Annotated in this window: 22 protein-coding genes and 1 pseudogene; 14 read left to right on the top strand and 9 right to left on the bottom strand. The window is 66.2% G+C overall.

Annotated elements, in window-relative coordinates:
• Window positions 1-98: 98 nt before the first annotated feature.
• A complete protein-coding gene (locus A6M56_RS05935; RefSeq protein ID WP_102079004.1) occupies window positions 99-1,787 on the top strand; it encodes an AMP-binding protein in 1,689 nt (562 codons plus the stop codon).
• A 68-nt stretch (window positions 1,788-1,855) separates the two neighbouring features.
• Here the strand turns inward: A6M56_RS05935 and A6M56_RS05940 are convergent, their stop codons facing one another.
• Both A6M56_RS05940 and A6M56_RS05945 read right to left on the bottom strand, forming a co-directional pair.
• Entirely contained in the window at window positions 1,856-2,197 is a 342-nt protein-coding gene (locus A6M56_RS05940; protein ID WP_045219776.1) for a DUF1488 family protein, read from the bottom strand.
• Between the two features lie 271 nt (window positions 2,198-2,468).
• Complete coding sequence (locus A6M56_RS05945; protein ID WP_082062929.1) at window positions 2,469-2,675, bottom strand: hypothetical protein; 207 nt, start codon at window positions 2,673-2,675, stop codon at window positions 2,469-2,471.
• A gap of 407 nt (window positions 2,676-3,082) precedes the next feature.
• Between A6M56_RS05945 and A6M56_RS05950 the strand changes: the two genes are divergently transcribed.
• The 3 genes and pseudogenes from A6M56_RS05950 to A6M56_RS05960 form a co-directional block, all read left to right on the top strand.
• Window positions 3,083-4,132: a serine hydrolase family protein gene (locus A6M56_RS05950; RefSeq protein ID WP_102079003.1), complete on the top strand. Its 1,050-nt coding sequence runs from the start codon at window positions 3,083-3,085 to the stop codon at window positions 4,130-4,132.
• A gap of 107 nt (window positions 4,133-4,239) precedes the next feature.
• Entirely contained in the window at window positions 4,240-5,829 is a 1,590-nt protein-coding gene (locus tag A6M56_RS05955) for a S53 family peptidase (RefSeq protein ID WP_102079002.1), read from the top strand.
• Between the two features lie 24 nt (window positions 5,830-5,853).
• Window positions 5,854-7,431: pseudogene (locus A6M56_RS05960) on the top strand (S10 family peptidase); the annotation flags it as partial.
• Between the two features lie 19 nt (window positions 7,432-7,450).
• Here the strand turns inward: A6M56_RS05960 and A6M56_RS05965 are convergent.
• Entirely contained in the window at window positions 7,451-7,582 is a 132-nt protein-coding gene (locus A6M56_RS05965) for a hypothetical protein (RefSeq protein WP_045219783.1), read from the bottom strand.
• Between the two features lie 433 nt (window positions 7,583-8,015).
• On the opposite strand from A6M56_RS05965, the gene A6M56_RS05970 reads away from it, so the two are divergent.
• Complete coding sequence (locus A6M56_RS05970) at window positions 8,016-8,162, top strand: hypothetical protein (RefSeq protein WP_180964197.1); 147 nt, start codon at window positions 8,016-8,018, stop codon at window positions 8,160-8,162.
• 111 nt (window positions 8,163-8,273) lie between these two features.
• On the opposite strand, the gene A6M56_RS05975 is transcribed toward A6M56_RS05970, so the two are convergent.
• On the bottom strand, window positions 8,274-8,888 hold the full coding sequence (locus A6M56_RS05975) for an FMN-dependent NADH-azoreductase (protein WP_045219785.1): 615 nt from the start codon (window positions 8,886-8,888) through the stop codon (window positions 8,274-8,276).
• A gap of 136 nt (window positions 8,889-9,024) precedes the next feature.
• Here A6M56_RS05975 and A6M56_RS05980 point away from each other — a divergent pair, with 136 nt between their 5' ends.
• Window positions 9,025-9,969 (top strand): LysR family transcriptional regulator, encoded by a 945-nt coding sequence (locus A6M56_RS05980; protein WP_045219788.1) that lies wholly within the window; start codon window positions 9,025-9,027, stop codon window positions 9,967-9,969.
• 90 nt (window positions 9,970-10,059) lie between these two features.
• Window positions 10,060-11,631 carry an MDR family MFS transporter gene (locus tag A6M56_RS05985; protein WP_102079000.1) on the top strand — a complete coding sequence of 524 codons (1,572 nt, stop codon included), beginning with the start codon at window positions 10,060-10,062 and terminating at the stop codon, window positions 11,629-11,631.
• A 63-nt stretch (window positions 11,632-11,694) separates the two neighbouring features.
• On the opposite strand, the gene A6M56_RS05990 is transcribed toward A6M56_RS05985, so the two are convergent.
• Window positions 11,695-12,600, bottom strand: a complete 906-nt coding sequence (locus A6M56_RS05990) for an oxygenase MpaB family protein (RefSeq protein WP_373271725.1) — start codon at window positions 12,598-12,600, stop codon at window positions 11,695-11,697.
• A 157-nt stretch (window positions 12,601-12,757) separates the two neighbouring features.
• Here A6M56_RS05990 and A6M56_RS05995 point away from each other — a divergent pair, with 157 nt between their 5' ends.
• Window positions 12,758-13,672, top strand: a complete 915-nt coding sequence (locus A6M56_RS05995; protein ID WP_045219791.1) for a hypothetical protein — start codon at window positions 12,758-12,760, stop codon at window positions 13,670-13,672.
• Window positions 13,673-13,681: 9 nt separating this feature from the next.
• Here A6M56_RS05995 and A6M56_RS06000 read toward each other — a convergent pair whose 3' ends face one another.
• Complete coding sequence (locus A6M56_RS06000; RefSeq protein ID WP_102079438.1) at window positions 13,682-14,113, bottom strand: PGDYG domain-containing protein; 432 nt, start codon at window positions 14,111-14,113, stop codon at window positions 13,682-13,684.
• A 213-nt stretch (window positions 14,114-14,326) separates the two neighbouring features.
• On the opposite strand from A6M56_RS06000, the gene A6M56_RS06005 reads away from it, so the two are divergent.
• Both A6M56_RS06005 and A6M56_RS06010 read left to right on the top strand, forming a co-directional pair.
• Complete coding sequence (locus A6M56_RS06005) at window positions 14,327-15,979, top strand: hypothetical protein (RefSeq protein WP_102078999.1); 1,653 nt, start codon at window positions 14,327-14,329, stop codon at window positions 15,977-15,979.
• A 286-nt stretch (window positions 15,980-16,265) separates the two neighbouring features.
• Window positions 16,266-17,387, top strand: coding sequence for a helix-turn-helix transcriptional regulator (locus A6M56_RS06010; protein WP_102078998.1), 1,122 nt, complete (start codon window positions 16,266-16,268; stop codon window positions 17,385-17,387).
• A 191-nt stretch (window positions 17,388-17,578) separates the two neighbouring features.
• Here A6M56_RS06010 and A6M56_RS06015 read toward each other — a convergent pair whose 3' ends face one another.
• The 3 genes from A6M56_RS06015 to A6M56_RS06025 are packed head-to-tail and all read right to left on the bottom strand — an operon-like array spanning window position 17,579 to window position 20,567.
• A complete protein-coding gene (locus A6M56_RS06015) occupies window positions 17,579-18,610 on the bottom strand; it encodes a cytochrome d ubiquinol oxidase subunit II (protein WP_062738923.1) in 1,032 nt (343 codons plus the stop codon).
• Window positions 18,607-19,980: a cytochrome ubiquinol oxidase subunit I gene (locus A6M56_RS06020; RefSeq protein ID WP_102078997.1), complete on the bottom strand. Its 1,374-nt coding sequence runs from the start codon at window positions 19,978-19,980 to the stop codon at window positions 18,607-18,609. The genes A6M56_RS06015 and A6M56_RS06020 overlap by 4 nt, the downstream gene beginning before the upstream one ends.
• A 26-nt stretch (window positions 19,981-20,006) precedes the next feature.
• The gene (locus tag A6M56_RS06025) at window positions 20,007-20,567 is read right to left on the bottom strand and encodes a GbsR/MarR family transcriptional regulator (protein WP_045219801.1); all 561 of its coding nucleotides are present in this window, start codon (window positions 20,565-20,567) and stop codon (window positions 20,007-20,009) included.
• Window positions 20,568-21,027: 460 nt separating this feature from the next.
• Here A6M56_RS06025 and A6M56_RS06030 point away from each other — a divergent pair, with 460 nt between their 5' ends.
• The 4 genes from A6M56_RS06030 (at window position 21,028) to A6M56_RS06045 (ending at window position 25,056) form a co-directional block, all read left to right on the top strand.
• On the top strand, window positions 21,028-22,572 hold the full coding sequence (locus A6M56_RS06030) for a methyl-accepting chemotaxis protein (RefSeq protein WP_102078996.1): 1,545 nt from the start codon (window positions 21,028-21,030) through the stop codon (window positions 22,570-22,572).
• Window positions 22,573-22,691: 119 nt separating this feature from the next.
• Window positions 22,692-22,946, top strand: coding sequence for a GlsB/YeaQ/YmgE family stress response membrane protein (locus A6M56_RS06035; RefSeq protein WP_045220460.1), 255 nt, complete (start codon window positions 22,692-22,694; stop codon window positions 22,944-22,946).
• 165 nt (window positions 22,947-23,111) lie between these two features.
• Window positions 23,112-23,402, top strand: coding sequence for a hypothetical protein (locus tag A6M56_RS06040; protein WP_045219805.1), 291 nt, complete (start codon window positions 23,112-23,114; stop codon window positions 23,400-23,402).
• 331 nt (window positions 23,403-23,733) lie between these two features.
• The gene (locus A6M56_RS06045) at window positions 23,734-25,056 is read left to right on the top strand and encodes an MFS transporter (protein ID WP_045219807.1); all 1,323 of its coding nucleotides are present in this window, start codon (window positions 23,734-23,736) and stop codon (window positions 25,054-25,056) included.
• Window positions 25,057-25,059: the final 3 nt, after the last annotated feature.

The following is a 25,059-nucleotide window of genomic DNA, read 5'->3' on the forward strand; positions in this document are numbered from 1 at the left end:
TGGCGCGGAAAATCCTCCTATAAGTGGCGATGTCGGTTGCAGGTGTGTTTTGGTCGCGCCCGGACGAGGCGCGTGCAGCCAAACCACGGGAGACACGCATGACATCGCTGGACGCCTTCCTGCGGTGCCGCGACTTTCTGCTCGCGCACCGTGAGGATTACGACACCGCCGTACGCGATTTCGCATGGCCGGAGCTGGACCGCTTCAACTGGGCGCTCGACTATTTCGACACCATGGCGCGCGGCAACGAGGCCATCGCCCTCTGGGTCGTCGACGATCAGGGCAACGAGACGCGCCTGTCATTCGCGCAGATGGCCGAACGTTCGTCTCGCGTGGCCAACCACTTGCGCGCACTCGGCGTGCAGCGCGGTGACCGCGTGCTGCTCATGCTCGGCAACGTGCCCGCGTTGTGGGACGTGATGCTCGCCAGCATCAAGCTTGGCGCCGTCATCATTCCCGCCACCACGCTGCTCACCGCCGAAGACCTGCGCGAACGCATTGCCATGGGCGATGTGCGGCACGTGGTGGTGGGCGCAGCCGATTGTGCCAAGCTCGATGCGGTATCGGGCACGTTCACGCGCATCGCGGTCGGGGCCGACAGGCCGCTGGCAGGCTGGCACCGGTTTGAAGACGCGTACGGCGCACCGGCCGGGTTCGGCCCCGACGCGCCAACGCAGGCCAGCGACCCGCTGCTGCTGTATTTCACATCGGGCACCACGTCCAAGCCCAAGCTCGTCATGCACACGCATGCGAGCTACCCGGTCGGACATTTGTCCACGCTGTACTGGATCGGCCTGCGCCCCGGCGATGTGCATTGGAACATCAGTTCGCCCGGCTGGGCCAAGCACGCGTGGAGCTGCTTCTTCGCGCCGTGGAATGCAGGCGCCACCGTCTTCATCTACAACTACGCACGCTTCGACCCCAAGGCTGCGCTCGATACGCTTTGCCGCGCGAAGGTCACCACGCTGTGTGCGCCGCCGACGGTATGGCGCATGCTGATCCAGGAGGATCTGGCGGCCTGGAAGCCCGCGCTGCGCGAGCTCGTCGGCGCGGGCGAGCCGCTGAACCCCGAGGTGATCGAGCGCGTGCGCGCGGCGTGGGGCATCACCATCCGCGATGGCTACGGCCAGACCGAGACGACCTGCCAGATCGGCAACAGCCCGGGTCAGCCGGTCAGGCCCGGTTCCATGGGCAGGCCGCTGCCCGGCTACCGCATCACGCTGCGCGACCCCGACGGCAACGAGGCGGAAGAGGGCGAAATCTGCATTGAGCTGGACCCCCGGCCGACCGGGCTGATGGAAGGCTATGCCGGCAACGCCGGCAAAACGGCAGAGGCCATGCGGGACGGCGTGTATCACACCTCCGACATCGCCGCGTGCGACGCCAGCGGTTATCTCACCTACGTTGGCCGAGCCGACGACGTGTTCAAGGCCTCGGACTATCGCGTGAGCCCGTTCGAGCTGGAAAGCGTGCTGATCGAACACCCCGCCATCGCCGAGGCCGCCGTGGTGCCGAGCCCCGACCCCGTGCGGCTCGCCGTGCCCAAGGCGTTCCTCGTCCTGCGCACGGGCCACGAAGCCGGCCCGGAGCTTGCGCGCGACATCCTGCGGTTCTGCCGCAACCGGCTGGCGTCATACAAGCGCGTGCGGCGCATTGAGTTTGCCGATCTGCCCAAGACCATTTCGGGCAAGATCCGCCGCGTCGAGCTGCGCATGCGTGAAGCCGGCCGCCCGGAAGCAGCACGCAACGTTCACGAATTCTGGGAAGAGGATTTTCCCGCCGACTGAGCAGACTTGGGCACTTGGCGGAACGCGCGCCCCCGACCGCACGTTCCGCCGCACCCGCGCCGTTTGCTTCAGCGCGATGATCGGGGAACCAGGCGCAATTGGCGCGCGCGGTCCAGGTCATAGGACGGTACGCCGCCATGCGGCAGCGACGCGCGGGAGGCCGCCAGGTCGCGCCCGCGCACGATGACCGGGGCCAGAGCGCCGGCGCGGATCAGATCCGACGCCGCCTGCTCGATCCAGTCACGGTAGTTGCGATACACCTCCTCGGCGGTCGCTTTCTGGTGCGCGCAGTCGCACAGCGATAGCGCTTCGGATGTGACAAAACAACTGACGGCCTTGCCGTCGACGATGGCCTGGAAAAACAGGTCGCCTACGGACCTGAATGTCTTGCCGGTGAACGAGATGTTCATGATGCTCCCCCCAATTGACCGGACACGCCAATCGGCCAACGTGTCCTACATGCCGCTTTCGCGGCGCAGTGATCACGTGCGGGAGCCTGGGTTCCGAATGGAGGGATGACGATGCTCCGGATGCAGAATCGATCCGGATGCGGTAGACCCAGTGAAGCGGGTCAGACTATCCCTCGGCGCCGTTATACGGTCTGTCAGTTCGGTGTTTGACTGCGGATTGCTCTCGCGCTGTGACCTTCCCCGTACAAATTCGTCTTCAATGACGTTATGGTCACCACCATCGGTGCAAAACAATGTGGCCGAGGCCCAAGGCGATCGAAACCGCGGCCAGCCACAGCAAAATCGTCGGAATACGCGTTGCCGGAAGGCGTGTCAGGAACAGGCGCCGCCGTGTCGGAATGACCTGCCAGTCGGCAGCATGGCGCTCCCAACCCAGGCGGGATGTCCACCCTGCCGTTCCCCGTTTGATTGCGCTCATGACCCGGAACCTCGCCTCGTGTCCTCGTGTATTTAGTTTTATTTAATTCTGCTTTTCTCTTCGGTTGCATTCTAGGAACAGTCGGTGCAGAACGCTAGTGCGCCTTGGCATGATTCTTCTCGTCCATTTGGCTCATAAACGGGTGGCCTAGGACAATTTGGGGGATGAAATATCGAGCGATTTTTCCGGTGCTAAAGTCAGTTAATCGATACGCAAACGCTTACGTTTCAAACGCCTGCCCGCAGATTTTTCAATCTGCATGCAGCCAGGCCGGTAGAGTCCTGGCTGCCCGTCGGCACCTCGGGTTTTTACCCCAGGCCCGCGCGAGGCCAACACGGAAGAAATGCGTGCCGTACGGTACAGTGCGGCCCAAAAGCCGTGGCATACCGAACAAGCAGGACATCGACATGACGCAAGCAAGACGCGCCCGGAAGGCAAGGGCGCACGCAGGGCACGTTCTACGATTGACCGCTGCCCTCGCGGCCGTGGTCACGACGACGGCGCACGCTGAACCGCCCAGCCTGGCGACGCGGCGGGCCGCCGTGGAATCCACGCTGGCGCGTGCCAGCAGTTGCCAGCATCTGGGCGACTACTACTGGGAAATCGGCGACGCCGGCGGCGTGCTGATGCACGGCCAGCATGGGCAGCGCATCGGCGCCGACAAGACGGTGCGGCTCGCATCGGCATCCAAATGGGTGTTCGGTGCCTACGTGGTCGAGCGTGCCCAGGGCAAGCTCACCAAGGCCGAGATCGACGCGCTGACGATGCGCTCCGGTTACGACGGCCTCAACCCGCTTCAATGCAACCGCAACGACACCGTGCAGAGCTGCTTTGATCGCGGACGCAACAGCACCTTCACACCCGGCCATGTCGGCCGCTTCAGCTACAACGGCGGCCACGACCAGAAGCTCCTGATCGACCTCGGATTTGGCCGTGCCGATGCCGCCGCGCTCACCGATGAGCTCGACCGCCAGCTGGCGAACACGCCCGGCCTGCGTGACGCGGGCCTGCCGCTTGGCATCCGCTATCTGGCGCCGGAGCCGGCGGGGGGCATGATTGGCACGCCGGCCGCGTATGGGCAGTTCCTGCGTCGGCTGATTCGCGGCGAATACCGGCTCGGCAGGATGCTGGGCCAGCATGCGGTATGTACCGAACCGGGGACGTGCCCCACCGCCGTCAGTACGCCGGCCTCGCTCCCGTGGCACTACGCGCTCAACTACTGGATCGAAGACCACCCCGGCGGCGACGGCGCCTTCAGTTCGGCCGGCGCGTTCGGCTTCTATCCGTGGATCACTGCGGACAAGCGCCACTACGGCATGCTCGTGCGGGAAACGCTCGCGCCCCGCGCCTACGTGCGCAGCACCGCCTGTGGTGCGCTCATGCGCCGCGCCTTCGCCGAGGGGCGGCCGCAGCATCCTCCCGCAGACACGTCCGCCAACACCGAACCGGCCGACTGATCAGCCGGGCAGGGTATCGCCTACCTTGAAGACGATGGCCCTGCAGCGGCGTGCCAGGCGGCACGCCAGTTGCGACGCACGGGCCACCTATCTGCATGGAGAAGGCGATGGCTCGGCAACCCCTGCGCGGCAGCGAACGGACGATCCCGCAAGACGCACGCATCCTGGGCGATGCGCCGCCCGCGGAGCAGCTTCGGGTGCTGGTGCAATTGCGCCGCCCCAATCAGGCCGCGCTGGAGGCGCACCTGTCCGGCTTTGCGCAATCCCACGCGGCCGGCACGCCGCCGCCCGCTCCGCTCACGCGTGAAGAATGGGCCGCGCAGTTTGGCCCCTCTGCGGGCGACGTCGATGCCGTGCGTGCCTTCGCGCGCGACCATGGCCTGCACGTGGCACAGGTCGATCCGGCAGCCGCGACGGTCACGCTGGAAGGCTCGGTCCAGCAGTTCTGCGGCGCGTTCGACACGCACCTGCACCGCGTGATGCACGGCACGTGCGAGTACCGGGGGCGGTCCGGGCCGCTGCGGCTGCCCGAGAGCCTCCAGGATGTGGTCGTCGCGGTGCTGGGGCTCGATTCCCGTCCGCAGGCCGATCCACATTTCCGCTTCATGCCGCTGCCGCCCGCGCCGGTGTCCTTGCGGCCCGCACGCGCCGCGCCCATGGCGTCGTATACGCCGGTGCAGCTGGCAAGGCTCTACGGTTTTCCGCAGGGCGACGGTGCGGGCCAATGCATTGCGCTGATCGAACTGGGCGGCGGCTATCGGGAGGAAGACCTGCGCGCGTATTTCCATGAACTCGGCGTGCCGATGCCGAAGGTGACCGCCGTGCCGGTCGGGCAGGGCGCCAACCGCCCGACCGGCGATCCCAACGGCCCCGACGGCGAGGTCATGCTCGACATTGAAGTGGCGGGCGGCGCTGCACCGGGTGCCACGCTGGCGGTGTACTTCGCGCCCAACACCGATGCGGGCTTTCTGCAGGCCATCAACGCGGCCGTCCACGACACCACGCTGCGGCCGTCGGTCGTGTCCATCAGCTGGGGCGCGCCGGAGAGCCGCTGGACGCCGCAGGCCATGCAGGCCGTGAACGCGGCGCTGCAAAGCGCGGCCACGATGGGCGTCACGGTGTGCGTCGCTTCTGGTGACAACGGCTCCAGCGACGGCTTGTCCGATCACGCGGATCACGTCGACTTTCCTGCCTCAAGCCCCTACGCATTGGCGTGCGGAGGGACCAGCCTGCATGCCAGCGATGGCCGCATCGCCGAGGAAACCGTCTGGAACGATGGTGCGCAGGGCGGTGCCGGGGGCGGCGGTGTGAGCAGCGTGTTTGCGTTGCCGGCTTGGCAGCGCGGGCTGAGTGCCCCGCAGACGCATGGCAAGAGCGTGCCGCTGGAACGGCGCGGCGTGCCCGACGTGGCGGGCAATGCCGACCCGCTCACCGGCTACGTCGTGCGGGTCGACGGAGAGACGGGCGTCGTAGGCGGCACCAGCGCCGTCGCGCCGCTCTGGGCCGCGCTTGTGGCGCGCATCAATGCCAGCAAGCGCGGGCCGGTCGGGTATCCGCACGTACGGCTGTATCAGAACCCGGGCGCCTTCAATGATATCCGGCAGGGCAACAACGGCAGCTTTGCCGCTGCGCCAGGGTGGGATGCCTGCACTGGCCTGGGCAGCCCCAAGGGCGACGCGATCGCCGATCTCTTCTAGACAGAGGCGAACATGACGACCAAAGATCAGCCTTTCTTCGACCCGACCGCCTATGGCAACGGCCCCGACGACAGCGTGACCGACACCAGCGAGGGCATGGCGGTCACGCACCACACCGTGCGCATCGGCGGACGCAACATCCCTTACACCGCGCATGCCGGCCATCTCGTCATCGTGGACCCGAGCAGCTCGCAGCCCGTGGCGAAGATGTTCCATGTGGCGTTCCTGGCCGATACGCCGGCCGCGTCGCCGGGGAGCAAGGACACGCGGCCCGTGACGTTCTTCTATAACGGCGGGCCGGGCTCGTCGGCAGTGTTCGTGCTGCTGGGGTCGTTTGCGCCACGGCGCATCGTGACGTCGATGCCGTCGTTTACGCCCCCTGCGCCGTACCGCATGGAAGACAACCCCGACAGCCTGCTCGACCGGTCTGACCTGGTGTTCATCAATCCGGTAGGCACGGGGTATTCCACGGCCATCGCGCCCAAGCGCAATGTCGATTTCTGGGGCGTGGACCAGGACGCGCGCAGCATCGCGCAGTTCATCAAGCGCTGGCTGACGGCCAACGGGCGGTGGAATTCGCCCAAGTTCCTGTTCGGCGAATCGTATGGCACGGCACGTTCGTGCGTGCTGTCGTACGTGCTGCACGAAGATGGCATCGACCTGAACGGCATCACGCTGCAGTCGTCGATTCTGGATTACACGCAGGCGGGGAACCCGGTCGGGCTCCTGCCCACGTGCGCAGCCGACGCGTGGTTCCACAAGCGCGCGAAATCCCCCAGCGGTGGGGCGCTGCCGGCCGACGTCGGCGACTTTGCCGAAGCGGCCGCCGTGTTTGCCAGCACCGATTACGAAAAGGCGCTCGCCAAGCCCGCGCATGCTGATCCGGCCGTGGTGAAGACGCTCGCCGCCTACACCGGCATCGATGCGGCGACGCTGCAGGGCTGGCGCCTGGACGTGGCTGCGTACGACGGCGCCGGCACGTCGCTGTTCCTGACGACGCTGCTGGCAGACAAGGGCCTGTCCGTGGGCGCCTACGACGGCCGTGTGACGGGCATCCACACCGGCATCGCCGCGAGTGTCGATCCAAACTCCGGTGGCAACGACCCGACCATGACGGCGGTATCGGGCGTCTACACCACCATGTGGAACACCTACCTGAACCAAGACCTGAAGTTCACTTCGAACTCCGCCTTCACGGATCTGAATGACCAGGCGTTCCGGCACTGGGATTTCGGGCACATCGACCCGACCGGGGCACAGAAGGGGCTCGATGCCAACGGCAACGTCGCGCTCTATACCGCCGGCGACCTGGCGGCGACGATGAGCCTGAACGTCGACCTGAAGGTGTTCTCCGCCAACGGCTACTACGATTTCGTGACGCCGTTCTACCAGACCATGCTCGACCTGAAGGCCATGCCGCTACTGGATGCCGACGTACGCAAGAACCTGTCGGCGGGGTTCTACCCGTCGGGGCATATGGTGTACCTGGATGGCGGCTCCCGCACGGCCTTGAAGGCGGATCTCGCGCGTTTGTACGACACCGCCACGGCGGATCACCAGGCCATGGCGCGCATCCGCATGCTGCAGATGCGCAAAGCCTGAGCGGCGGGCGGGCTGCCGCTCAGTAACCGCGGTAATACGGGCGGTAGTGCGGGCGGTCGTAGTAATAGCCGCCTGCCGGCACCACCACACACGCGCTCAGCGCGGAAGCAGCGGCGGCGGCAAGCATGAGCAGGGCGATGGTGCGTTTCATGATGAGCTCCACGGTTGTCTTGACCTGCCTCGACTGTATGGAAACGCCTCGCAACCGCGCTTTACCGTTTGTAAGCAAAACTGCGGCGCCCGCCTACCGATTTGCCGGCCCGCCGCGTGTGCGCCACGCGTGGGCCCGGTGCCGCCGTAATCCGCCGTTACCTTTGCGCAGCGATTGTGCGGCGCCGGTGCGTGTGTCAGCGCAGCGCCACAATGTTCTACAAACTTATCGGCACGCTATTGACAGATCGTCGGGATAGGTCGGAAATAGAGCAAACGGCAAACGTTGGGCATTCAGGTTTTCCGCCCCGCGCCGATAGCCGTCCATATAGATGTCAGGGCGCTTTCAGCAATGGAGGCAAAGCCCTGCGGGGACTACACGATGCGCGCCACCCTTATCGCGCATTGGCAACATGTGTCGGGGGGAACGCATCATGACGACTTTTCTGGAATCCACCATTGCCTGGGTTGCGCCGTGCCTGGTCGCCACCGCGATTGTCGTGCCGGTCATGTGGCGCAAGCTGCGTACGCGCCGTCTGCTCGAGGCCATGCACCAGGCCCGCGAGCATCGCGACGAGTGATGCGCAGACCGGCCCGCCGGCCGATCGTTCCGGTGTCCGCCGTGTCCGTGCGCCCATAAAAAACGGGCGCTGCATGGCTGCAGGCGCCCGTCTGGTATTGCGTGGAGCGAATCAGGCGGCGACGACGTCGCGCAGGGCTGCATGGGCGGCTTCCATCGCTTGCGTACGCGCATCGGCGCCCATCCCCAGCCGCTCGGCGCGCACGAACTGCACATCGGTGATGCCCAAGAAGCCGAACACGGTCTTCAGGTACGCCTCCTGAAAGTCCATGGCCGCTGCGGGGCCCGCGGAGTACATGCCGCCGCGCGTCGAGGCGACGATCACCCTCTTGCCGCCCGCCAGGCCGACCGGGCCATTCTCGGTGTACTTGAACGTGCGGCCGGCTTGCGCCACGCGGTCGATCCATGCCTTGAGTTGGCTCGGCACCGAGAAGTTGTACATCGGCGCGCCGACCACGATCACGTCGCTGGCCAGCAGTTCATTGACCAGCGCTTCGGAGCGGGCGTGCTCGGCGCGGGTGGCTTCGTCGAAATCATTGGCACCCGTGGCGCGGAAGCCCGCCGCGATGGCGCCGTCCAGGTGCGGAATCGCTTCGACGGCCAGGTCGCGGTGGGTCACGGTGGCATCGGGGTTGACGCGGCGCAGTTCGTCGACGATGGCGGCGGTCAGGATGCGCGAGGCCGAGGCGTCGCCGAGGATGCTGGAATCGATGTGAAGGACTTGCATGGCGTCTCTCCAAGAAAAAGGTGGGTTGACGCAAAGATAGTGCGGTGCGGCGAGTCCCACTAGTGGTGCGAATCGACACACATCGTTCCATCAGTGGGACAATGCGCGGATTGCCGCGATGCGCCCCGGAGCCGCCATGGAAGACCTGAACGACCTTGTCCTGTTTGCCAGCGTAGTCACGCATGGCAGCTTTTCCGGCGCGGCGCGCGCGCTTGGCATCCCCAAATCGCGCGTGAGCCGGCGGGTGGCCGATCTGGAGACGCGCCTCGGCGTGCGGCTGCTGCAGCGCTCCACGCGGGCGGTCCACGTGACCGACGTCGGCTCGGCGTTCTACCAGCATTGCGAGGCGATGACCCAGGCGGCGCGCGCCGCCTTCGAGGTGGCCGAGCACGCGGGCGAAAAGCCTTCTGGCCGGCTGCGCGTGAGCTGCCCGGTGGGCGTGGCGCACGTCTTCATCGCGCCGGTGCTGTCCAAGTTCCTGCGCGCGCAGCCCGACGTACGCCTGGAACTCGACGTCACCAACCGCCGCGTCGACGTGATCGGCGAGGGCTATGACGTGGCGTTGCGCGTGCGCTCGACGCTGGAGGATTCCAATCTGGTCGTGCGCAGTTTCGGTGTGAGCGACCAGGTGCTGGTGGCCAGTCCGGCCTTCGTGGCCGAGCATGGGCCGTTCGACACGCCGGAATCGATGCGCGGCGCTGCAGGCGTTGGCTTTGGCCGCCCAGGCGAGCGCGCACGCTGGCGCCTGACCACACCCGAGGGCGGCTCCGTCGACATCGAGTTCACCCCCGCGCTGGTGACGGACGACCTCTACCTCATGGGGCAGACCGCCCTGGAGGGCGTGGGCATCGCGCAGCTGCCCTTCAATCTGTGCGCAGACGCGATCCGCGACGGGCGGCTGGTGGTGCTGCTGCCCAACTACCGGCTGCCGGCGCACCAGTTTCATGCAGTGTTCCCGTCACGCCGGGGCCTGGTGCCGGCTGTGCGCGCCTTTATCGAGTTCCTGGCTGAAGAGCTGCCCGATGTGACGGCGCGGGTCAGCCGCTGCTATGAAGACATCGCCCGCCAGCCAAATCGTTGACCCTGCAACGATTACCGATCAGCAGTATCATCGGCGGTTTCGCTCCAGCCATTTGTGTGGACGTCTGTGACGGCGTTCGCGCACGCTCCCATGTCCTCGCGCCCCAGCATCGAACCGCCCCAGCCAGACACCGCCGTCGCATCGCTGAGTGACCCGCTTGGCGCGCGGCCGGCGCCCGAGATCCCGGTGATGGCCGTCATGGGTGGCCTCATGCTGGCCATTCTGCTGGGCGCGCTGGAGCAGACGATCGTGGCCGTGGCGCTGCCCGTCATCGCTGGCGAATTCAACGGCTTTGCGCTGATGGCGTGGGTTGTTTCGGCGTACCTGGTCGCGTCGACCGTGGTCACGCCCATCTACGGCAAGTTGAGCGACCTGTACGGCCGCCGGGCCATGCTGACCACCGCCATCGTCCTGTTCGTGCTGGCGTCGGTGGCGTGCGCGATGGCCAGCAGCATGCCGATGCTGTTGCTGGCGCGCGTGCTGCAAGGGCTGGGCGGCGGCGGATTGATCTCGGTGGCGCAGGCGACGATCGCCGACGTGGTGCCACTGCGCGAGCGCGGCCGGTACCAGGGCTACGTGAGCGGCATGTGGGCCATGGCGAGCCTCGCGGGCCCCGTGATCGGCGGCTACCTCACGCATTACCTCTCGTGGCGCTGGATCTTCTGGATCAACCTGCCGCTGGGCATCGTCGCGCTGTTCGTCGTGCGCCGCACGCTGCGCCACCTGCCGGTCGCGCACCAGCGCCGCCCCATCGACGTGCCGGGTGTGGTGCTGTTTGCGCTCGGCCTGACCGCGCTGCTGCTGATGATCACGCGTGTGGGTCAGGGCGTGCCGCTGGCGCAGCCGGACAATCTCGGCCTGCTGGCGGGGGCGGTGGTGTTGCTGGGCGCCTTCGTCTGGCAGGAAAACTGCGCGGCGGAGCCCATCATTCCGCTGTCGATGTTCCGCGTGCGTACGGTCACGATCTGCTGTCTCGCGCTGTTTCTGTGCTTCTTCCAGCTGATCGCCACGTCGGTGCTGATGCCACTGCGCTTCCAGATGGTGGCGGGCGCCAGCCCCGATGCCGCGGCGCTGCGCCTCGTGCCGCTGACGCTGTCGATCCCATTCGGCGCCTTCGTGGCCGGCAAGTGGATGACGCACAGCGGCCGCTACAAGCCGCTCATGCTGGGCGGCGCATGCGTGGTGCCGTTTGCCCTCGTCGCCCTGGGCCTGCTGGACCCGCACCACGTGGCGGCCCTGACCCTGGCGATGATCGTGCTGGGCCTGGCCATCGGCGTGCAGTTCCCGACCGGCCTGGTGGCCACGCAGAACGCCGTGCCGCCGCAGACGGTGGGGCTGGCGACGGCGCTGACCGCGTTCTCGCGCCTGCTCGGCGGTGCGGTCGGGGTGGCGGTGCTGACGTCGGTGCTGATCGCGCTGCTCCGCCAGGCCGCGCCGCAGGCCGAGGTGGGCGCCGGCGGCGATGTGCTCATGGACCTGTTCCACGCCGCGCTGGCCAGCACCGGCGCCGATGCGCAGGCGCTGCAGCGCGCCGGCGAAAGCGCGTTCCGGCACCTGTTCTTTTTTGCGGCGGCCGTCTCCGTGATCTCGCCTTTGCTGGTCGGGCGGCTCAAGGAAAAGGCCTTGCGCGGCAAGGTGTCGGTGGCCGAAGCGATCGAGTAGGCGCGGCCGATGAAAGCGGCGGGGTGGCGCTTCGCTAGCGTTGTCAGCGGGGCGTGCGCGCGGTCAGGTCGTAGCCGGCGCGAGCGCACGCAGCCGTGCACGCCGCGCGACACTGCCTTCTGACAAGGCCCAGCGCAGCGTCGGCGCGACAGTCCGCATGGCCGCCGCTGCAAGTGCCGCCTGCAGAGGCGGCCGCTTCAGGTCGAGCATCTGCATGGCCCACGGCGGCAGCAGCTGGATGCCGGCGTCCAGAAACAGCCGCACGGCGGGCCGCAGCCCCGGGCGTGGCGCCTGCCACGTCATCAGGACTTCCACCACCGTTCGCGTGCGGTCGCTGGCCACGAGCTCGGCGCGCATCGCGTTCAGGTAGGCATGGACGGCCGCGCGCGATTTCGGCACATCGCGCGCGCCGAGCAGCTCAGCCACCAGCGCGGTTTCCTCAAAATACCGATCCTGCCGCGCGGGGCTCAGCTGGCTGTCGACGTAACGCAGATAGCCTGCCAGGAAGCTCGACATTTCGGCCACATGGACCCACGTGAGCAGGTCGGGATCATTGGCGGAGTAGGGCCGGCCATCCGGCGCGATGCCCTGTACGCGTTGATGGATGTCTTTGACGCGCGCAATGAGCGCCAGCGCGTCGTGGCGGCTGCCGTAGGTGGTGCCTGCCACGAACTGCGCGGTGCGGCCGAGGCGGCCTTGCAGGTCTTCACGAAAGTTGGAGTGATCCCACACGCCGGCGAGGGCGCGCGGATGCAAGGCCTGCAGCAGCAGCGCACTGATGCCGCCCGCCATCATGGCCGCAAAATCGGCGTGGACCTGCCAGCAGACCGCATCCGGCCCGAACAGCCCCGGATCGCCCGGCGGGGAGCCGATGTCGAGCGACAGGCCGCCCGTGGCACGGGTCAGGCCGCGGACCTGGTTGGCGATGCGTTCGCGAAGCGCCGTGAACGGAGAGGGCAGCGGGGGCATGGTGCCGAAGGGCGAGGCGGGAGGATGCCTGCAATTTTACCGGGCCGCACGCCTGGCGCGGATGGCGGAACGCCGCATGGCGGCGGCGCGGCTGGACCGTTTGTTGCGGAACACGTGTGCGTGCTGCCTAGAATGAAAAACGACCTACGAGAACGCCATGGATATGACGCCCCGTCAACATGCGGCCTGGCTCGGCCGCATCGTGCTGCTTGCCGTCCTAAGCCTGAGCCCCGCCGCGCGTGCCGCCGACAACGCACAAAGCCTGCGCGACAAATATGAGAGTGTTGCGAGCCAGCTGGCCGACAACGCGTTCCGCCGCCCCCTAGTGCTCGAATCGACCGAGACATCCGACAGGCTCAAGGGCGACATCTACAGCGTGGTCGATTACCCGTTTGCAACCGTCAGCGGCACCCTCGGCGATCCGGCTCAGGGCCCGGCCAACTGGTGCGACGTGCTGATCCTGCATCTGAACATCAAGTATTGCCATGCGATGCCCGGGCCCAACGGCAACGTGCTCGACGTGAACCTGGGGCGCAAGGTGGAGCAGAGCCTGTCAAGCAGCTACCGGTTGGCGTTCAGCTACCGCCCACTGGCCAACAGTGCGGCGTATTTCCGTGTCGAACTCAACGCCGCTTCGGGGCCCTTCAGCACGCGGGACTACCACATCATGCTGGAGGCCATTCCCTCGCCGGCCGGGGGCAATCGCACCTTCCTGCATCTGACCTATTCGTATGGCTACGGCACGGCCGGCCGGCTGGCGATGCGAACCTACCTGGGAACCGTCGGCAGCGACAAGGTGGGCTTCACGAAGACGGCGGAATCGTCCGCCGCCGAGCCGCAGTACGTGGGCGGTGTGCGCGGCTTGCTCGAGCGCAACACGATGCGCTACTACCTAGCGATCGATGCCTACCTGAAGGCGCTGGCGGCACCGCCCGAGCAGCGCCTGCAGCAACGCCTGACGACGTGGTTCAACGCGACGGAACAATACCCCCGCCAGTTGCACGAGATCGACCAGCAGGCATACCTGCGGATGAAGCGCAGCGAGGTGGAGCGCCAGCGGACGGCGCAATAGCGCGGCCGATCAGGCTGGCCGATACACCTTGGCGAAGCGCTGCGCCTGCACGACGCCGTAATCGCCGGGGGCGTATTGCAGGATCCAGTCGCCGGCCTGGCCGTGCAGGACGTCGCCGGCTTCGGAGCGGGCCATCGAGAACGGCCCGTGCATCTGCTTGGCGAGCACCACGCTAGGGCGGTTGCGGTAGGCGCCCGGCTGGCCGTGCACCGCGGCTGCATCGGTGCAGACGTATTTCGCGTCGAAGCGCGCGCGAGAGACGACCCAGCGGTCTCCCGTCGAGCCCGTGATCAGTGCATCGCCGGCGGCGTAGCGGTTGGGGCCTTCGAGGCTCATCAGCTCGCCGGGTTCGGTGGCAAAGTCGACGTGGACGGTCTCGTCCTTGATGAAGGCGCGGGCGGCGGGGTCCGTGTGCAGGTCGACGTGTTGCAGGGTAGGCATGAAGCGGCAGGAAAAAGCGATGGGCGCGGGCGTGCGAAGGCCGTAAGCGTAGCGCAAATGAGCGGCTACGGCGTGGTCGGATGGCCGCTGCGCCGAGTTCGAACGCCACGGTGCAGCGATCGTCGTTTTCCTTCATTTGAAGGATGAATGGCGGGGTGGGCTTCCGGAGAATCGATTCCACAACACAACGGAACGACTCCGAGGGAGGGAACCATGAAGCTCACACCGGTCGCACTGAGTACTGCGGTGCTCGTCTTGTCAGCCTGTGGCGGCGGCGCGGACTCTGCGCCGGCGCAGAACCCAGCGCCGCAGTCGCAGACCATCACGGGCGTGGCGGCCACCGGCGCCGCCTTGTCGGGTGCAACGGTGAACGTCGTCTGTTCATCCGGGTCGGGCACCGCCACGACGCGTGCGGATGGCAGCTATTCGGCGCCGGTGAGCGGGGCGACCTTGCCATGCGTGCTGACCGCCACCAGCGGCGACGGCAAGACGGTGCTGCACTCGCTCATCGCGGGCTCGGGATCCGTCACCGGCGGTGCGACGGCGAACGTCACGCCCCTGACTGAGCTGCTGCTCGCCCAGCTGGCCGGCCAGGATCCCGCAAAGTACGTAGCGGGATTCACGCCGACCACGGTGGTGAGCGCCAGCGACGTCACCGCGGCACAGTCGGCGCTCGTCAAGGTGTTGCAGAACTCGGGTTTCGATGCGTCGAGCGTCGGCGACTTCCTGGGCGGCACGATCAGCGCCGGCAGCGGCCAGGGCTACGACGGGGTGCTCGACCAACTGCAGTCGACGCTGGCCAAGGCCGGTGTCACCCTCGTGGATCTCAGCACGGCGGTTGCCAGCACCAGCGGCACCTCCGCCGACGCCGCAGGTTCCACCGTGGGCACGGTGCTGGCGCCGGCCAATCCGACGTGTCCGGCGCTCAAGAGCGGGGACCATCGGTTGATCAAGTTCTCCGATGGCTCTGCACAAGTCGTCAGCATCGACGCCACCAAGCTGACCGTCGCGATGGGCGGGGCGAGCTATCAGCTCACCGCCGGCTCCACGGCCTGCGATTTCGTGCTCAACGATACGGGATCGACGCGCGTGCTGGTCGCCCGATCCGGCCTGGCAGTGTGGACGAACGGCACGGGCGCCGGGGGCACGCTGTCCATTTCGATGCCCAAGCAGACACTGGATCCGAGCGCGATCAACGGCCTCTATAACTACGCTGCCCTGAGCGGCCCTGCCCGGGGCGCCTACGGTACGCACAACTATGCGAAGGGCGTGACCACGGCTGCCACGGACTGCTCGGTGGGCTCCGCATGCGAGGTGGATACCAAATCGCCTTATGGTCACCTCGTCGCCACGGCAGACGGTGGCGCCGACTGGGTGGACGATGGCGATCCGGCGATCGGCGTGGACTTCCACGCCTATGGCTTCCAGAATGCGCAAGGCAATATCGTGTGGATCGCCACGATGCTGCCGGGCCAGGGCGGAGGCGTGGGCATCTTCGCTCCGCAGACGACGCTCGCTGTGCCGGCACTCAACACCGTGAGCAGCTTCTGGCAAAGCACGGTATCGGGCGCCGGACTCAGTGCCGTCTCGGAAGACAGCCACACCATCACGGCTGTGAACGGCTCCACCGTCACTCGCACCTTTGCGGACAACCACACCGACCAGATCGCCTACAACGATCCTTTCAATGGTCTGCGCCACCGCGCTCAGAATGCCTGTACCAACACCTCCGGAGCCGCGACCACGTGCCGCGAGGTCTGGCAACTGCCGTTGGGCGGACTGACGCTGGCATGGAACGGCTCGCCGTTTGTCACACCGAGCACGTATCAGGTCAATGTCTCGGTGAACAAGCCGGCCGCGCAGTAACAGCGAGCGCGCGCTGCCCCGCCTCCGATGCTGTCGGCACCGGTCCTTCATGGCCGGTGCCGATGCATTCTGCGGTGGCGCATGGGCGCAGCAAGAAGCGCGACGGTCGTGGCGCTTCGCGTCGGCACAGTGCCGACCGCATCGTTCGTTTGAATGCCCCCCAAAAAGAGTGATGCCGGTCTTCGGGCGAGCGTGCTAGCTTTGCGCAAACAGCATGCGCGTCCGCCCGCTGGGCGCAGCGCAGCGTGCATCGTGGTCTCGGTGACCATCCTTCGGGGGAGGGAGCTTGCTCAAGGACCAGCTGATTGGTGATCTGTACGAAGCTGCGGTCACACGCGACGGTTTCCTGGAGGTGGTCCATGAGGTGACCGAGGCGCTGGGCGCCAACGTCTTCCACATGTTCAGCTGGGATGCCGCGCGCAATGCGCCGCATCTGTCCACCTATTCGCCCGACCGCGGGTGGGACGAGGTGATCGCCCGCTACGACCAGTACTACGGTGCGCTCGACCCGCGCCGCGAGCATGTCGAGCGCACCAGGCTCGGTGAGTTCGCCTTCTGCCAGGACTTTGTGTCCGAGGCCTATGTAGAGCGCAGCGAGTTCTATCAGGACTTCCAGATACCGTCGGGATTCCGTTACCTGATGGGTGTGCGTCTGGCGCGTCCGGGCGGCAGCGACATCCTGCTCGGCATGCTGCGGGCAACGGGGCGCACGCCGTTCTCCGACACCGATCGGGCCAATGCTGCCAGCATGACCGGCCATCTGCAGCGCACGATCAACCTCTGGCAGGACACGCGCGTGCTCCATCGCGACGCGGCGCTCGGTGCGGAATTGATGGAGCAGCTCGGCTTGGCGGTATTCGCACTCGGGCGTGACCAGCGTGTGCTGTTCGCCAACGCCCAGGCCGAGGCGCTCCTGCGCGCGTCGACTTGCTTGCGGCTCGAGCACGGCCGCCTGCGGGCCGCGTTTGCCGCAGACGACGATGGCTTGCAGCGCGCGCTGTCGCGCGTGGCGAAATCCCGCAAAGGCGAGAGTGTTGCGGTGCGCCCCTCGCTGGGTGCAGCGCATGAGCTCTTTCTCGGCATTTCGCTCTTGCCCGCCCATGCCGCGCATGCCGCGTTCGGCGACGCTGCCATGATGGTCACCGTGCGCCGCCGCGGTGCCGCCAGTCCTGTCACGGCGGCGCAGCTACGGCAGGCGTTTGGCTTGTCGGCGGCGGAGGCTGCCGTCGCGGAGGCATTGATCGTGGGGCGCTCCCCTGACGAGTACGCTGCCAGTGCCGGCGTTGCCGTGTCGACGGTGCGCACGCAGTTGCGCTCGATCTACGAGAAAACCGCCTCGCGCTCGCAGGCCGAAGCAGTAGGGGCGATGCTGTGGGTGTTGTCGCAGAACAAGCCGGTGGCGCAATAGCGAGGTGCCGCCTTCGGCCTGCGGCTTGGGCGACGTGCGTGGTCATCGCAGGCTGCGAAGACGGGGCGAAGAAGCCGCGTTCGTCACTGACGATGCGGCCGGTTGCGTCCGCGTATTGACGACGACGATGCATGCGACAAGCCCGGAGCGCCGCATCGTCGCGCAACGCGCAGCCGGCCGCGCCATCCATCTCAGTCATACCGCAGCTCCGTCGCCTTGCCGTGGAACACTTTGTACGAGTAGATCGTGTACGCCACGATGGTCGGCAGCACGATTGCCACACCCACCAGCATGAACTCGAGCGACTCTGGCGCGCTGGCGGCTTGCCAGATGTCGAGCCGGTCCACCACCAGGTATGGGAACAAGCTGTAGGCCAGGCCGTTGAAGGCCAGCAGGAAGATCGCGGCGGTGCCGACGAAAGGCGCCCATGCGAGGTGCTCATCGCCCTTGGCAATCTGCTGCGGCAGTCGGCGCAGCACCCAGTCGATCAGGCCGAACAGCGCGACGGTAACCAGCGGTACGGGCGCCAGCAGGATCATGTTGGGCAATGCGAACCACTTGTCGAACACACGTGTGCTGACCCACGGCGTCGCCGCCGATACCGCTGCCACGCCCAGCGCCGTGAACCACAAGGTGCCGCGCGCCCATTGCACCGCGCGCAGCTGCAGCGCACCTTCGGTTTTCATGATCAGCCACGTCGCGCCCAGCAGCAGGTACCCCGCGATCAACCCTGCCGCCGTGCAGATCGCAAAGACGACGTTGGCAGCGTCGTACCGAAAGCCCGTGATATACAGGCCCAGCATCAGGCCCTGTGAGGCGGTGGCGATGACGGACCCGGCATAGAACGCGCGGTTCCACCACGGCTTGTGGTGCGCGCGTGCCTTGACGCGAAAGTCGAACGCCACGCCGCGCAGGATCAGCCCGAACAGCATCAGGGCGACGGGCAGATAGAGCGCGCCGAGGATTTCGCCGTGCGCTGCCGGAAATGCCACCAGCAGCAGGCCGATGCCGAGCACGAGCCAGGTTTCGTTGGCGTCCCAGAAGGGGCCGATGGAGGCGATCATGGTGTCCTTGTCTGCATCGTCGGCGCGGCGCAGCAGGATGCCGACGCCCAGGTCGTAGCCGTCAAGAACGACGTAGGCCAGCACGGCAATTCCCATCAGGGCCATGAAGACCACCGGCAGCCAGCCGGCGGGTTGAGTGAGGTCGGGAATCGTGCTCATGCGCGGCTCGCGAGGGAAGGGGAGAGATTAGCCGTGCGCTGGCCCGGGATGTCGGCATCGGTCGGGTCGATGGTGCCACTCGCCTTGCGGGCCAGATAGAACACGACGCCGACGTACGAGGCGATCAGGAATGCGTACAGCGCGAGATACATGGCGAGCGTGCTGCCGATCATGCGTGCGGGCACGGCCGACGCGGCCTGAGCGGTGGTGAGCACGCCGTAGACGAGCCACGGCTGGCGGCCGATTTCCGTGACGTACCAGCCAGCGACCACGGCAACCCAGCCGGAGAACGTCATGGCCACGAGCGTGCGGGCGAGCCATTGCGGCAGCGCTGCGTTGCCGCGCAGGCGCCAGGCGCTCACCCACGATACCGCCAGCATCAGCAAGCCCACGCCCACCATGAGGCGGAAGGCGAAGAACACCGGCAGCACGGGCGGATGCTGGTCGAACTGATCGAGCCCCTTCACCTCGCCATCGAACGAGTGCGTCAGGTACAGCGACGCCAGCTTGGGCACCGCGATCTCGAAGCGGTTGCTGCGTGTGGCCGGGTCCGGCACGCCGAACAGCACGGCGGGCACGCCGCGCTCGGTTTGCCAGATGCCCTCCATCGCGGCGAGCTTGGCGGGTTGATGCTCGAGCACGTTCAGGCCGTGCGCATCGCCTGCGGCAATCTGCAACGGGATCAGCACAGCCGCCATCATCACGCCCGTCTTCAGCGTGGCGCGCACGTCGGCACCCCGATCGTTGCGCAGCCAGCGGTAAGCGGACAACCCCGCCAGCAGGAACGCGACCGTCAGCCCCGAGGCCAGCAGCATGTGGGTGAACCGATACGGGAACGACGGGTTGAAGATGATCGCCAGCCAGCTTTCCGGATGCGCGCGGCCATCGATCATCACGTAACCGGCCGGCGTCTGCATCCACGAGTTGAGCGCGATGATCCAGAACACCGAGATGGTCGTACCTAGCGCGACCAGGAACGTCGCAAACGTATGGATTCGCTGGCTCACGCGCCTTGTGCCGAACAGCATGATGCCGAGGAAGCTTGCCTCCAGAAAGAATGCCGTCAGCACTTCATAGGCCAGCAGCGGCCCGGCGATATTGCCCACGGTGTTCATATAGCCCGGCCAGTTGGTGCCGAACTGAAAGCTCATCGTCACGCCGGACACCACGCCCAGCGCGAACGTGAGCGCAAAGACCTTCACCCACAGGCGGTACGCGGCCATCCAGGCTTCATCCCCCGTCTTGCGATAGCGCAGCTTGAAGAACAGCAGCACCCATGCGAGCGCGATGCTGATGGTGGGAAAGAGGATGTGGAACGTGATGTTGGCGCCGAACTGGATGCGCGCCAGTACAACCGGATCAAATGACATGGTTCTTCTTTCTTTTTGGGGGCGTGCTACTTCGATTTGCCGCCAACCACAACGGCAAGCCTGTCCTTCATCTCCAGCAGCTTGTGCACCTTGGCGCCCATCTTCATGAGCTGCTGCAGGGAGCCGGCGTCCAGCTTCTGCACGTCATCAAACCAGTTGGTCATGAGGGTGATGAGCTGATACATCTCCTTCATGCGGGCCTGGGCGTGGCGGTCGTCCGGGTCGGTGGGGGATTCGAGCATCACGTCGCGCAGCAGCGAGAGCGTGGGGTCGATCTCGCGCTTGCGGCGTTCTTCGGCCAGCGTGCGGAAGATGGTCCAGATGTCGTCGGGGGCGGCGAAGTACTCGCGCCGGTCGCCCGGCCTGTGCGACAGCCGCACCAGCTTCCACGCTTCGAGTTCCTTCAGCCCGATGCTCACGTTGGAGCGTGAGAAACCCAATGCCTCGGCAATCTCGTCCGCGTTGATCGGCTCGCGCGCCGCGTAGAGCAGGGCGTAGATCTGCCCGACCGTGCGGTTGATGCCCCAGCGGCTGCCCATCTCGCCAAAATGCAAGACGAAGCGCTGTTTCAAGGGGGAGAGTTGCATCGTTTTGATCTTTCTCAAATTTCAGGAATTTGTGAAAGTTTAGCTGCCCGGCCTGGCGGTGCAATGTGACGTGCTGTCGCGGGGCGGCACGAAGCGCAACGCGGGGCGTTCAAGTGGCGATGTGAATGTTGCTCACAAGCAAACGCGTGCAGATTAGGAGGCGCCTTCTATTCTCCCCTTGACACGGGAAAAATAACGCAAACAAGGGATTAATTGGTTTTGCATGTTGATATATGACGCGACGGCGCTCCCTGCGGAAAACGGAGATACCCAAGGATTTTCGCGCTGGGCCGCCCTGGGCGGCAGGCAAAAATCGTTTTCCTTGAGCAGTATCTGCTCGGGCAGTTTAATCGAGGACTTCGTCTCACACCCTGCGTACGAAGGGCTGTCTCGTCCTTAATAAATCGGGTTTTCTGCCGAAAACCTCGTTGCTAAGCAAAATCGCCAGAGGAGCCCCCCCATGCGTGTCAATGAACCTGTCACCCAGCGTGAATACGAGTTCCCGGAAAACGCCACGCTCATGTCGACGACCGACACCCAGAGCTACATCACTTACGCGAATGCTGCCTTTGTGGAGGCGAGCGGATTTTCCCGCGAGGAAATCGAGGGCCAGCCGCACAATATCGTGCGGCACCCCGATATGCCCCCAGAAGCGTTTGCGGACATGTGGGCGACGTTGAAGTCGGGCCAGCCATGGACGGCGCTGGTCAAGAATCGCCGCAAGAATGGCGACCATTATTGGGTGCGTGCCAACGCGACACCCGTGGTGCGCAACGGCCGCACGACGGGTTACATGTCCGTGCGCACCAAGCCGACCCGCGATGAAATTGCCGCCGCCGAAACCCTCTACAAGGATTTTCGGACCGGACAGGCAGGCACGCGCAAGTTTCACAAAGGACTGATCGTGCGCACCGGCCTGATGGCCTGGCGCTCCGTATTCCAGGTGATGCCGGTGCGCTGGCGCATCCGGCTGACGTTCCTGATGCTGCTGCCCGCACTGCTGGGGGCCGCGTGGGCGTCCGGCCTGTCTGGCGCCGCCCTCGGCGGCTTCGCGGCGGCATTGGCGGTGGCGCTGCTGGTCGCTGCGTGGTCGCTGAAGGTGCAGATCGCCACGCCGCTCGAAAAGCTGCAGGCGCTGGCACTGAGCGTGGCATCGGGCGAAAGCCGGAAAGTCGCCATCGCAGACCGCGTGGACGAGATCGGCATGACGCTGCGCTCCGTCAGCCAGCTTGGTCTGATGTTCCGATGGCTGATTGACGACGTGGCCGAGCAGGTGGTCAACGTGCAGGCGGCCAGCCAGGAGATCGCCAGAGGCAATGGCGATATCAACACGCGCACCGAGCAGGCGGCCGCCAGCCTGGAGCAAACCTCGAGTTCGATGACGCAGATGACGGCCACGGTGGCGAGCAATGCCGAAACGGCCGGTCAGGCGAATACGCTGTCCGGCACGGCCACCCAGGCCGCGCTCAACGGCGGCCGCGCAATGGAAGAGGTGGTGGCCACGATGAGTTCGATCTCGCAGAGTGCCAGGCAGATCGCCGACATCATCGGCGTGATCGACAGCATTGCGTTCCAGACCAACATCCTGGCCCTCAACGCCGCGGTAGAGGCTGCCCGGGCGGGTGAACAGGGGCGCGGTTTTGCGGTGGTGGCGGGCGAAGTGCGTGCGCTCGCGCAGCGCAGTGCTGGCGCGGCCAAGGAGATCAAGGCACTGATCGGCTCCAGCGTCGACAAGGTGGAATCGGGCTCCCAGCTGGTCGACCAGGCGGGCAAGACCATGGAGGACATCGTTGCGCAGGTGAAGCGGGTCTCGGCCATGATCGCCGACATCAGTCTGGCTACCGCGCAGCAGACCGAAGGGATCACGCAGGTCAGCCAGGCGGTCAGCCACCTTGACCAGGTCACGCAGGAAAACGCGACGCTCGTGGGGCAGAGTGCTGCCGCTGCCGAAAGCCTGCGTGTGCAAGCGACGCGCCTGGTGGAGGCGGTGAACGTGTTCCGCTGAAATCGGCCCGCGCTGGCAATTGCAAAAACCGTGTGGGACGGACGTGGCGATTGTGCGGTGTTCGCCCTACTATGCCCAGGCAGCAGTACGTCGAAACGCACATTTTCGGGAGCGGCAAGATGGCCTCACACGGTTTGTTTGCATGGCTGATCATCGGCGCGGTCGCGGGTTGGCTGGCCGGCTGGATCACGAAGGGCGGCGGCTTTGGCCTGCTCGCCGACATCGTCGTCGGCATCGTCGGCGCGTTTGTTGGCGGATGGCTCGCAGGGGCGCTGGGCATTTCGTTTGGCGTCGGGTGGGTGGGCTCCATTGCCACGGCGGTGGCGGGCGCGCTGGTGCTGTTGTTCCTGTTGCGGTTCATCAAACGCGCGTAGCCGCACGGCAATGCGGCATCGGCCGGGCACTCGCGCGTGCGCGGCCGATGTCATCCAAACCGCCGGATTCCACCGCGCGGCACATCACCTAGACTGGTGGGTACAAGACACCAAGCCGCGCCACAAGCGTCGGTGCGGCAGGCAAACGTCACAAGCGAGACCGCCATGTCTGACCTGCTCACTTCGCCCGTCGAACTCTACGAAGGGTTCGAGATTCACGTCGCGCTGTCTCCGGCGCGCACCGATCCTGCCCGCTACACCTATACCGGCTACGTCTGCCACCCCGGCGCAGATGCGTCGCTGCCCGGCCATGTCGTGCCGTTCCATGCCGACGGCGACGACAGCTTCCGCACCGTGGAAGACGCCGTTGACGAGGCGGTGCACGTCGCGCGCAGCATCGTTGACGGCACGCACCCGGATCTGTCTGTCCTCTCCATCGTGACGCACGGCTACTGAGCCCCACGGCGCATCACCTGACGCGCCCCACGCATTTGCTGTGCCGCACCATCCCAAGCCGCCGCTGCACCGAAAGCGTGCGGCGCGGTGCTCGCGCTTGAGGCATGCAGCGCTGCGCGCTGGGCGCACATTTCCCGCAGAGCTTTATCTCACAAGGCTTCGCTCGCCTGGCATACCTGTTGCATAGCACCATTGCGCGGGTCAATGGCGATTCGCTCTCTTCGTGGTGAAGGCCCTGCTGCCCAGGGTCACTTGGACAACGGCGTCCCAGAACCCGGCCAATGCGGCCTGGTTCTCGGACGCCTTTCTTTTTTTGGATGCGGGATTCGACATGACCGGCAAAGCCACCCGAATCGATCTGTTCAGTCTGCGTACGCCGCAGATGCGCGCCTTTCATCTGACGTGGCTCGCGTTCTTCGTGTGCTTCTATGCGTGGTTCGCCTGCGCGCCGCTCATGCCGGTGCTCAAGGGCGAATTCCACCTCACGCCCGGGCAGATCGCCAACATCAACATCGCGGCCGTGGCGGTGACGATCCTCGTGCGCTTGCTCGTCGGCCCGCTGTGCGACCGCTTCGGCCCGCGCAAGACCTATACCGGCCTGCTGGTGGTGGGGGCAATTCCGGTGCTCGGTGTGGCGCTGGCGCAGAGCTACGAGGCGTTTCTCTTCTTTCGCCTGGCGATCGGCGCGATCGGCGCGAGCTTCGTGATCACGCAATACCACACGTCGGTCATGTTCGCGCCCAACGTGGTCGGCACAGCCAACGCTGCGGCAGCGGGCTGGGGCAATGCGGGCGGTGGCGTGGCGCAGGGCACGATGCCGCTGCTGCTCACCGCCATCGTGATGATGGGCGTGACGCAGAGCATGGGCTGGCGTTTGGCCATGGTGGTGCCGGGCGTGGCGATGCTGATCGTGGCGGCGCTGTACTGGCGCTATACGCAGGACTGCCCCGAGGGCAATTACGCAGAACTGCGTGCCGCCGGCAAGACCATCGACGGCGGCAAGAAGGGCGGCTGGGGCAGCTTCGTCGCGGCCGCGGGCAACTACCGCGTGTGGCTGCTCTTCATCACCTACGGCGCGTGCTTCGGCGTGGAGATCTTCATCCACAACATCGCCGCCACTTACTACGTCGATCACTTTGGCCTGTCGCTGTCGGCAGCCGGGATGGCCGCGGCCAGCTTCGGCCTGCTTGCGCTGTTTGCGCGCGCGCTGGGCGGCATCGTGTCGGACCGCGTGGCAGCCAGGCGCGGCCTGGATGCGCGCACACAACTGCTGTGCCTGCTGATGCTGGGCGAGGGCCTCGGCCTGTTCGGTTTTGCCCATGCCGGCAGCGTGCCGGTGGCGATTCTGGCGATGCTCGGCTTCGGCCTGTTCACGCATATGGCGTGCGGTGCGACGTATGCGCTGGTGCCCTTCATCGATCGCCGTGCGCTGGGCGGTGTGGCCGGCATCATCGGCGCGGGCGGAAACGCGGGCGCGGTGGCGGCGGGCTTCCTGCTGAAAGGCATGGCGGATACGCAGGCCACGCTCTCGATGCTCGGCGTGCTGGTGGGGCTGTCGGCCATCTGCGCCATCGCGGTGCGCTTCTCGGCAGAACACAAGGCGCGTGAACAAGCGCTCTACGACAACACGCTGGCCGCTGCCGGCAACGCCTGAAAG

Source organism: Ralstonia sp. RL, assembly GCF_001683835.1.
Taxonomy (GTDB): domain Bacteria; phylum Pseudomonadota; class Gammaproteobacteria; order Burkholderiales; family Burkholderiaceae; genus Ralstonia; species Ralstonia mannitolilytica.